The organism is Rhodococcus chondri (assembly GCF_036327435.1).
Classification (GTDB): Bacteria; Actinomycetota; Actinomycetes; order Mycobacteriales; family Mycobacteriaceae; genus Rhodococcus; species Rhodococcus chondri.
Genome location: NZ_JAUZMZ010000175.1, coordinates 1 through 9,313, shown reverse-complemented (window position 1 = coordinate 9,313; position 9,313 = coordinate 1). Strand labels below are relative to the sequence as shown.

Sequence of the window (9,313 nt, the reverse complement as noted above, 5' to 3'; positions counted from 1 at the left end):
TGACGACGAGGAGCGCATGGCCCTCGTACGCGCCGAGGCTGGTGGGCTCACCGGAGAGAGTGTTGATCGGAATGTTGTGCAAGGACGTGGTCATACTCCCCAAGCTATCGTGCCCGCGATCACTGCCCCGGAACGGCAGCTCCGTGCGGCATCCCATCGGCGACGTACGCCTCGTAGACGGGTTGCCACGGCGTCTCGGCTCCCACCGGGGTCGTGCCTGCCGATAGCTCGTCGAGCATCTCGAGACACAGTGTCCAGCCGGCAGCGTTGCGGGCCGCGGTGTCGCGCTCGGCGAGGACGTTGACGAAGGTCAGCGTGCAGCCCTCCGGGGTGGGAGTGATCTCGAAGTGCAGCTCGTCGCCCTCCCACGTGTAGGCGAGACGCCGGGGTGGGTCGACGAGAAGAACCCGTCCGGTGGTCGGCGCGGCGTCGGGTTCGTCCGGGAAGGAGAAGGAGATGGTTCCGCCGGGCCGCAGCTCGCTCTCGACGGTCGCGGGGAACCAGTGGGCGAGTTCGTTCGGATCGGTGATTGCCGTCCACACGCGTTCGGCGGAACAGGAATAGTCCCGTTCGAACTTCACTGCGGGGCGGCCGTCGAATTCTGTGTAGGTGCCTCGGTTGTGCATGACTGCTCCTTCAGCTGTGTTTCGGAGTGCCGGGTTGTGTGTCGAGGTGGCGATCGAGGGCGTCGAGGCTCTCGTTCCACAACTTCCGGTAGGGCTCGAGCCAGGCGTCGACCCGGGCCACCGCCTCGGGATCGACCGTGTAGACGCGGCGCTGAGCGTCCTTGTGTACCTGCACCATTCCGGCCTCCCGCAGCACACGCAGGTGCTTGGAGGTGGCCGGCTGCGAAGCGCCGAGCTCGTCGACGATGCGACCGACGGTGCAGCCACCTTCGCGACGGAGGAGGTCGAGCACCGCGCGCCGGTGCGGGTCGGCGAGGGCAGCCCAGATCGCGTCACTCACCACATCAGAATGCCCGGCCGGTTTATATTCCAGTCAAGGAATATACCGGCCGGGCTTTCCGGGTTCGGGGAGTTACACCGCTACCTTCTCGAGCCGCGACGGCTCCTTCGGTGCCTCCGGCATGCCGTGGTCGTCACCGAGCATGCTCTCGTCGAACGGCAGCCGCCCGGACAGCACCTCGTTCATGCGGTCGCGATCCACCGAGCGGGTCCAGGTGCCGATCAGCAGCGTCGCGACGGCGTTTCCGGAGAAGTTGGTCACCGCCCGCGCCTCCGACATGAACCGGTCCACCCCGACGATCAGGCCGACGCCGTCGAGCAGGTCCGGGCGGTGGCTCTGCAAGCCGCCGGCCAGCGTCGCCAGTCCGGCTCCGGTGACCCCGGCAGCACCCTTCGAGGCGATGACCATGAACAGCAGCAGCGACACCTGCTCCGAGAGCTGCAGCGGCCGGCCCATCGCGTCGGCCACGAACAGCGCGGCCATGGTCAGGTAGATCGCGGTGCCGTCCAGGTTGAACGAGTACCCGGTGGGCACGACCACGCCGACGGTGGTGCGCTCCACGCCGAGGTGCTCCATCTTGGCGATCAGGCGCGGCAGCGCGGACTCCGACGAGGACGTCGCGAAGATCAGCAGGTACTCGCGGGCGAGGTACCGGACCAGCTTGAACACCGACACTCCGGCGACGGCGCGCAGCAGCGACCCGAGGACACCGAACACGAACAGCAGGCACGTCAGGTAGAAGCCGAGCATCAGCACGCCGAGCTGCAGCACCGCACTCAGACCGGTCTGGCCGACGACGTTGGCGATGGCACCGAACGCGCCGATCGGGGCGAGCCACAGGATCATCGTCAGAATCCGGAACACGAGCTTCTGCACATGCGCGACACCGCGCAGGATCGGCTCTCCGGCCTTGCCGATGCCCTGGATGGCGAAGCCGACGAGCAGCGCCACGAACAGGGTCTGCAGGACACTGCCGGCGGTCAGCGCGGACAGCAGCGACGTGGGGATGATCGACGACACGAAGTCGGCGGTCCCGCCCGCGGCGTGCGCCTTGTCGGCGAGTTCGGCGCCCGAACCGGCGTTCGCCGGATCGAGGGTCAGTCCCGAGCCCGGATCGAGCAGGTTGCCCACACCGAGCCCGATGGCGAGCGCCACCGTCGACATGCAGACGAAATAGATCATGGCCATTCCGCCGATACGCCCGACGCTGGCCGCGGCCCGCACCGATCCGATGCCGAGCACGATCGTGCAGAAGATGACCGGGCTGATCATCATCTTGATCAGGTCCACGAACATCGTCCCGAGAATCCCCAGGGACTGTCCGGTCTCGGGCGCGAGCCACCCGACGGTGATGCCCGCGACGACGGCGACGACGACGCCGATATACAGCCAGTGGGTACGGTCGCGGCGCTTCGTTCCGCGTGAGGTGCTACTGCTCATGGTCGCCCTTTGCGTCCGGTGGGATATCGGTCGTGACTGATCGGTGCTTTCTGCGCCTGCAGGTGACCGGAATCACGTCATGCTGAAATAGTGGCGCCGAAGCAGACGCCCCAGAAGATTGCGTGCATTGTGTTCAGGGCGGGCAGTGACCGCACGGCGCGGGAGGTGACGGTGGACCGGCGAGACCGCGCACCCCTCAGCGTCGCGCAGCAGCTGCTGATTCTGCAGCTGGTGGTGTTCGCAGTGGTGGCGGTGGTGGCCGGCGCGCTCTTCGTCGCCGACGAGCGGCGGGACGCCGACACGGCGACGCGTCGTGAGGTGATCGAAGTCGCGGAGACCACCGCGCTGTTCCCCGAGGTCGCGCGCGGCATCGTCTCCGGCGATCCGGCCGGGACACTCCAGGAACGGGCAGAGGCCGTCCGCCTCGCCACCGAAGTGGATTTCGTCGTCGTCCTGAACGAGGACGCGATCCGCCTGACCCACCCGGTCCCCGAGCTGATCGGCCTGCCCTTCACGGGCAACACCGACCCCGCCCGCACCGGCGAAACGTTCACAGAGACCTACACCGGCTCACTCGGTTCGTCGATCCGCGCGGTCGCCCCTGTGCTCGGCGACACGGGTGAGCTGGTCGGATTCGTGTCGGTCGGGGTGACGCGTCAACACATCTGGAACGAGTTCGTCGCCGGTCTTCCCACGATTCTCGGGGTCGTCGCAGCCGGTTTTGCCATCTCGATGGTGGGCGCGTACCTCATCGCCCGTCGACTGAGGCGACAGACGCTCGGCCTCGCCCCCGATCAATTGCGGCGCCTGTACGAGCACCACGACGCGGTACTCCACTCGATCGGTGAGGGGCTGCTCGTGCTGGGCACCGACGGCGAGGTACCGCGGATCGATGTCGTCAACGACGAAGCCCGCCGCCTGGTGGGACTGTCACCGGACGGTCCGGTGCACTTCGAGGACCTGCCCGAAACCCTGCGCGACCTCGCGACCCGTGACGACGTGCGCGACGAGGTGCACCTGACCGCCGACCGGGTGCTCGTCGTCAACAGCGATGCCGTGGCGTGGGAGGGCCGCAAACTGGGCACCGTGGTGACCCTGCGCGACCACACCGAACTGCAAAGTGTCCTCGGCGAACTCGATTCGGTGAAGGGTTTCGCCGAGTCGCTGCGCGCGCAGGCCCACGAGTCCGCCAACCGCCTGCACACCATCGTCACCAGGGTGGAACTGGGCCGCACGGACGAGGCCGTCGCGTTCGCCACCGAGGAACTCGCCATGTCGCAGGCACTCATCGATCGGCTCACCGCCGCGGTGCGCGAGCCCGCGCTCGTGGCGCTGCTGCTCGGTAAGATCGGCGACGCCGCCGAACGCGGTGTCGAACTGACCGTCACCGAGGACACCGCGCTGGAGTCGGCCTCGGGCCTGAGCACCCGCGACCTCGTCACACTGGTCGGCAATCTTGTCGACAACGCGATCGACGCCGCCCGAACCTCACCCGAGCCCTGGGTGGAAGTTGCTATCCGGGAAGATGATTCGACGATGACTGTGGAAGTTGCCGACAGCGGGCCGGGAATGTCGCCCGAGGTGCTCGCGCGCGCGACGACACGCGGCTACTCCACCAAGTCCGATCACCACGGTCTCGGACTGGCGCTGGTGACGCAGGTCGTCGCACGGTACGGCGGCACGCTGCGCACGGAACCGTCGCTCGGCTCGATGATCGTCGCCGAGATCCCCTTGCGCCACGCGCCGCCGGTCCACGACCGACGTGAGGACACAGCATGATTCGTGTCCTGATCGTCGAAGACGAACACCTCATCGCGGACGCCCACCGCGAATACATGAGCCGCCTGCCGGAATTCGCGGTGGTCGGTGTCGCACACACGGGCACGGACGCGTTGCGGGCCGTCAGGGCCGCCGCCGCGGCGGGCAACCCGGTGGATCTCGTACTGCTCGACATCGGCCTGCCCGACATGAGCGGTCTCGATGTGGCGGCAACACTGAGCGGGTACCGGCCCGGTCCGGACATCATCGCCGTCACCTCCGTGCGCGACCTCACCGTCGTCCGCACCGCCGTGTCGCGCGGAATCGTGCTGTATCTGCTCAAACCGTTCACGTTCGCGGCGCTGCGCGACAAACTCGACGCCTATCTCGCGTACCGGAATGCGTTGCACGACGCGACAACCGCCACCGGCCAGCACGAGATCGACCGCGCGATGGCGGCGCTGCGCTCCTCCGATGCCCGGGCCGCGAGCCCGAAGGGCATCGCCCCGGCCACCGCCGAGCGGGTGGCGGCCTTCCTGCGCGAGGCCGGCGCTCCCCGCACCGCCGCGGAGGTCGGTGCCGCCGTCGGCGTGTCGAGGGTGACGGCGTGGCGCTACCTCGAGCGCCTCGCCGACGACGGTGTCCTGGCCAGGCACACCGAATACGGACGTGCCGGACGACCGCAAGTCCGGTACGAGCTACGAGCATGACGCGCCCACAACGATGCGGTAACGCGGCTAACGGGAGTCCCGACCGGCGCGAAGTACCGGATGGGTCCGGCCACCGAGTCCGGAACCGACCGAGGAGGCACCCGTGAGGCTCCATCCGACCTTGCTGATCTGCGCCACCACGGCCGCACTGCTCACCGCGTGCGGCACCGACGATCCGGCGACGACAGCGACACCTGCGCCACCCCCGGCTTCCGGCGAACAATCGGCGGCGACCCCGACGGTCGTGACCCCAGCGCCGACCCCGATCCGATCGACCCCGCAGGCGCAGTCACCGCCTGCGGTACCGACCGATGCGCCCGTTGCGTCGGATCCACTCCAGGGCAACGGCCGGTGCCTCGACCTCGACTCCGCACCGGTTGCCGAGGCTCTGGCGGGCATGGGCGACGGCACGTTCGCATGGCGAGCCGAGACGGCGACCGACGCGCCCATCGGGCAGTGCCCGTCCCTACGCTGGCTGGTCGCTGTGGGCGGCAACAGCGCCGCCGCACCCGAACACATCCTGTTCTTCGCCGACGGCCGCTATCTCGGCACCGGCACCTCCGAGCCCTATGCCTTCACCTCGGTCGCCGGGTCCACCGACACCACCGTGACCGCCTCGTACCGGTGGCTCACCGGAGACGAGCCGTTCTGCTGTCCGCAGGGTGGTCCCGCGGAGATCACCTACGCATGGGACGGCACGCAGATCGTCATGCAGCAACCGCTCCCGCAGGAGATGCTCGATTCCTACGGTGGTGGAAACTGATCACGACGCGCCGCGATCACACCCGGTAGGCGCCGGAAGTCTCCAGGACCCAAGCGAATTCGAACGCCACCTCGCGCCACTTCTCGTACCGGCCCGACACTCCGCCGTGGCCGGCGCTCATCTCGGTCTTGAGCAGCAGCGGCGAATCACCGGTCTTGGTGGCCCGCAGCTTCGCGACCCATTTGGCGGGTTCGACGTACAGCACCCGCGTGTCGTTGATGCTGGTGATGGCGAGGATCGCCGGGTAGTGCTTCGCTTCGACGTTCTCGTAGGGGCTGTACGAGCGCATGTACTCGTACACCTCCGGGTTGTCGAGCGGATTGCCCCACTCGTCCCATTCGATCACCGTCAGCGGCAGCGACGGGTCGAGGATGGAGGTGAGCGGGTCGACGAACGGCACGTTGGCGAGGATGCCCGCGAACAGGTCGGGCGCGAGGTTGGCGACCGCGCCCACCAGCAGTCCGCCTGCACTGCCGCCGTCGGCGACGAGCCGGTCGGGGCTCGTGACGCCCGTGTCCACGAGATGCTTCGCGGACGCGACGAAGTCGGTGAAGGTGTTCTTCTTCGCGAGCGACTTGCCGTTCTCGTACCAGTGCCGGCCCATCTCACCGCCGCCGCGTACGTGCGCCACCACGAACACCATGCCGCGGTCGAGCAGCGACAGCCGTGCCACCGAAAATCCGGGGTCGATGCTGGCCTCGTACGAGCCGTACCCGTACAGCAGGGTCGGCGCCGGACCGTCGGGCAGGTCCTTGCGCTGCACGATCGACAGCGGGATCTCGGTGCCGTCCTCGGCTCTCGCCCACTCGCGGCGCTGCACGTAGCGCGCCGGGTCGAAGTCCCCGAGCACCGGTTGCGCCTTGCGCAGCAACAGCTCTCCGGTGGCGACGACATACTCGTACACCCGCGTCGGGGTGATGAACGACGTGAAACCGAGCCGCAGCACGGGTTGCTTCCACTCGGGATTTCCACCCGGGCCCACGGCGAACAGCTCTTCGTCGAATTCGAGTTCGGTGAGCTCGCCGTATCCGTCGTCGGTGAGCGGCCACACCGCGATCCGGGTGAGGGCTTCGCGGCGATAGCCCAGCACGAGATGACCTTCGAAGGCCTCGACATCCTCGAGGCGCACGTCGTGCCGATGCTCGATGAGGGTGCGCAGCGCCGACGGCTCGTCGACGGGCGCCTCGGCGAGCACGAAGTTCTCGGCCTTCTCCCCCATCTCGGGGNGAANGTCGTTGTGCAGGATCAGGAGCCGGTCCTGTCCGCCGACCACCGCGTGCTCGGCGCCGTACTCGACACCCTCCCGGCGCGGCAGGAGAACGCGGAATTCGCCTGTGGGATTGTCGGATTCGAGAATCCATCCCTCGGTGGTGATCTTCGATCCCACCCAGATCATGAGGTACTTCTCGCTGCGGGTCGCGCCGACCGACACCCAGTACCGCTCGTCCGGTTCGTGGAAGACCTTCACGTCCTCGTCGCGAGCGGTGCCGAGCTTGTGCCGCCACACGGTGTCGGGCCGCCACGACTCGTCGACGGTCTGATAGAAGACGTGGCTGTGGTCGAGCGCCCACGTGGCGCCCGGTGCGGTGCCGGGGATCTCGTCGGCGAGCAGTTCACCGGTGGTGAGGTTCTTGAATCGCAGCGTGTACCGCTCGTCGCCCACGACATCGGTCGAGTAGGCGAGCAGCGTCCCGTCGTGGCTGATCGAGAACGCGCCGACGGAGACGAACTCGTGGCCTTCGGCTTCGACGTTGCCGTCGAGCAGTACCTGCTCGCCTGGCAGTTCGACCCCGGGCGCGACTTCGGGCGGTGTCCAGTCGTCGGCGTCGGTGATCGGCGCGGCGGAGAACCCCGCGGTATCGGGCAGGGCATCGAGAAGCCGGGCGGGAGAGGCGGTGTCGAGGACGTGCGCGGTGCGCGACGCGGGCTGATCGGGATCGATCGGCACGTACGCGGCGCCCGCGGCGACGACGGCGTGGATCGCGACGAGCTGCTCGAGCGACCGCGGCATCGCGACGCCCACCAGATCGCCCGGCCCGATGCCGTCGGCGATCAGGCAGCGCGCGAGCCGGTTCACGCGCGACGAGAACTCCGAACAGCACAGTGCCCTGCCGCCGTCGACGAGCACCGCGGTTGCGGCGGGGGTGCGCTGCGCCTGCTGCGCAACGAGATCCGCGAGGGTGACCGAGGGCAGGTCGCGCACCGGGCCGCCCTCGAAACCGGCGACCGTGTCGCGCTCACCGGGGATGAACATGTCGACGTCGCGGATCGGGGTCTGCGGGCGCGCGGCGACAGTGTCGAGCACACCGACGAGGCGCTGCGCGATGCGTTCGACGGTGGCACGGTCGAACAGGTCGGTGCGGTAGCGCACGCTCAGCCCCAGTCGCGGCTCGAGGATCGCCATCACGGTGAGCGGGTAGTGGGTGGCGTCGCGGGCGTCGATGCCGATCACGCGCATGCCGGCCAGGTCGGTGGTCTCGTCGAAACCGGCCCGGTCGACCGGGTACGATTCGAACACGGTCAGCGTGTCGAACAGCGTGCCGGCACCGACGGTTTCCTGGATCTGACCCAGACCGACGTGATGGTGGTCGAGCATCGACACCTGCTCGTCCTGCACGCGGCGCAGCACATCGGTGATCGTGTCGGTGTGCGCGAGGCGCACCCGCACCGGCACGGTGTTGATGAACAGGCCCAGCATGTTCTCGACGCCGGGCAGGTCGGCGGGCCGGCCCGACACGGTCGCGCCGAACACCACGTCGGTGCGCGCGAGCCACCGGCCGAGGACGAGTGCCCAGGCGACCTGCACGAGCGTGTTGACGGTGACGCCGGTGTCGCGGGCCCGGGCGGTGAGCGCGTCGAGCAGCTCTTCGGGAAGCGGGATGTCGATGTCGTCGGGGTTCTCGTCGACGATGTCGCCTGCGTGCGGTGCGACGAGCGTCGGCTCCGCCACGCCGTCGAGCAGCTCGCCCCACACCCGCAGCGACCGGTCGCGGTCCTGCTCGGTCCACCATCGCAGGTAGTCGCGGAACGGCACGGGTTCGGGCAGCGCCGCGCGGGAGACGTAGCCGGTGAGCACTTCGCGCACCAGCAGCGGCATCGACCAGCCGTCGAGGACGAGGTGATGGTTGGTGAGCACGAAGGTCGCCCGGTCGGGGCCGGTGCGGGCCAGCACGGCGCGCAGCAGCGGCGGCCGCGCCGGATCGAACGGGGCCGCCCGCTCGGTGTCGAGCAGGGCCGCGACTTGGCCGGCCCCGGCCTCCACCTCGCGCCACGGCACGTCGACCCGGTCGAGGACGAGCTGGGCGGGGTCGCCGGTCTCGTCGTAGACGAAGGCGGTGCGCAGGTTCGCGTGCCGCGCGACGACGGCGTCGACGGCCGCCCGCAACCGGTCGGCGTCGATCGTACCGGCGAGTTCGAGGGTCAGCTGCGCGACGTACACGTCGAGCGACCCGGCCGCCAGGCGCGTGTGGAACAGCAGTCCGGCCTGCAGCGGGGGCAGCGGCCAGATGTCGCGCACCCCCGGGTAGGCGGATTCCCAGCGGTCGATCTGGGGCTGACGCACTGCGACGAGCGGCAGGTCGGACGGGGTGAGGCCGCCCGCGTCGGGCCGGGCGACATGCGCGGCGAGACCCGTGAGGGCGCTGCACCACCGCTCGGCGACTTCGGAGACGGCATC

General features: G+C 69.0%; 7 protein-coding genes and 1 pseudogene. 3 read left to right on the top strand and 5 right to left on the bottom strand.

Annotated elements, in window-relative coordinates; all coding sequences use genetic code 11:
• Window positions 1–119: 119 nt before the first annotated feature.
• The 3 genes from Q8814_RS21770 to Q8814_RS21760 all read right to left on the bottom strand — a co-directional run bounded on the left by Q8814_RS21770 (window position 120) and on the right by Q8814_RS21760 (window position 2,406).
• Complete coding sequence (locus tag Q8814_RS21770; protein ID WP_330154067.1) at window positions 120–626, bottom strand: SRPBCC family protein; 507 nt, start codon at window positions 624–626, stop codon at window positions 120–122.
• A gap of 10 nt (window positions 627–636) precedes the next feature.
• Window positions 637–966 (bottom strand): ArsR/SmtB family transcription factor, encoded by a 330-nt coding sequence (locus tag Q8814_RS21765; protein ID WP_330154066.1) that lies wholly within the window; start codon window positions 964–966, stop codon window positions 637–639.
• 72 nt (window positions 967–1,038) lie between these two features.
• A complete protein-coding gene (locus tag Q8814_RS21760) occupies window positions 1,039–2,406 on the bottom strand; it encodes a cation:dicarboxylate symporter family transporter (RefSeq protein ID WP_330154065.1) in 1,368 nt (455 codons plus the stop codon).
• Window positions 2,407–2,577: 171 nt separating this feature from the next.
• Here Q8814_RS21760 and Q8814_RS21755 point away from each other — a divergent pair, with 171 nt between their 5' ends.
• From Q8814_RS21755 to Q8814_RS21745, 3 genes are all read left to right on the top strand, one after another.
• Window positions 2,578–4,185, top strand: a complete 1,608-nt coding sequence (locus Q8814_RS21755) for a sensor histidine kinase (RefSeq protein WP_330154064.1) — start codon at window positions 2,578–2,580, stop codon at window positions 4,183–4,185.
• Entirely contained in the window at window positions 4,182–4,874 is a 693-nt protein-coding gene (locus tag Q8814_RS21750) for a response regulator (RefSeq protein WP_330154063.1), read from the top strand. Before Q8814_RS21755 ends, Q8814_RS21750 begins: the two co-directional genes overlap by 4 nt.
• Before the next feature lie 103 nt (window positions 4,875–4,977).
• On the top strand, window positions 4,978–5,637 hold the full coding sequence (locus Q8814_RS21745; protein ID WP_330154062.1) for an LppP/LprE family lipoprotein: 660 nt from the start codon (window positions 4,978–4,980) through the stop codon (window positions 5,635–5,637).
• A gap of 16 nt (window positions 5,638–5,653) precedes the next feature.
• Here the strand turns inward: Q8814_RS21745 and Q8814_RS21740 are convergent, their stop codons facing one another.
• Together Q8814_RS21740 and Q8814_RS21735 are read right to left on the bottom strand one after the other, a co-directional pair.
• Window positions 5,654–7,891 (bottom strand): S9 family peptidase, encoded by a 2,238-nt coding sequence (locus Q8814_RS21740; protein ID WP_408015962.1) that lies wholly within the window; start codon window positions 7,889–7,891, stop codon window positions 5,654–5,656.
• Window positions 7,886–9,154 (bottom strand): annotated as a pseudogene (locus Q8814_RS21735) (condensation domain-containing protein); the annotation flags it as partial. The pseudogene Q8814_RS21735 and the gene Q8814_RS21740, both read right to left, overlap by 6 nt.
• Window positions 9,155–9,313 lie beyond the last annotated feature (159 nt).

What these genes read in the sequence shown, in the direction of transcription:
- Q8814_RS21770 (WP_330154067.1), bottom strand. Translation starts at nt 626, where the DNA reads ATGCACAACCGAGGCACCTACACAGAATTCGACGGCCGCCCCGCAGTG.
- Q8814_RS21760 (WP_330154065.1), bottom strand. Translation starts at nt 2,406, where the DNA reads ATGAGCAGTAGCACCTCACGCGGAACGAAGCGCCGCGACCGTACCCAC.
- Q8814_RS21750 (WP_330154063.1), top strand. Translation starts at nt 4,182, where the DNA reads ATGATTCGTGTCCTGATCGTCGAAGACGAACACCTCATCGCGGACGCC.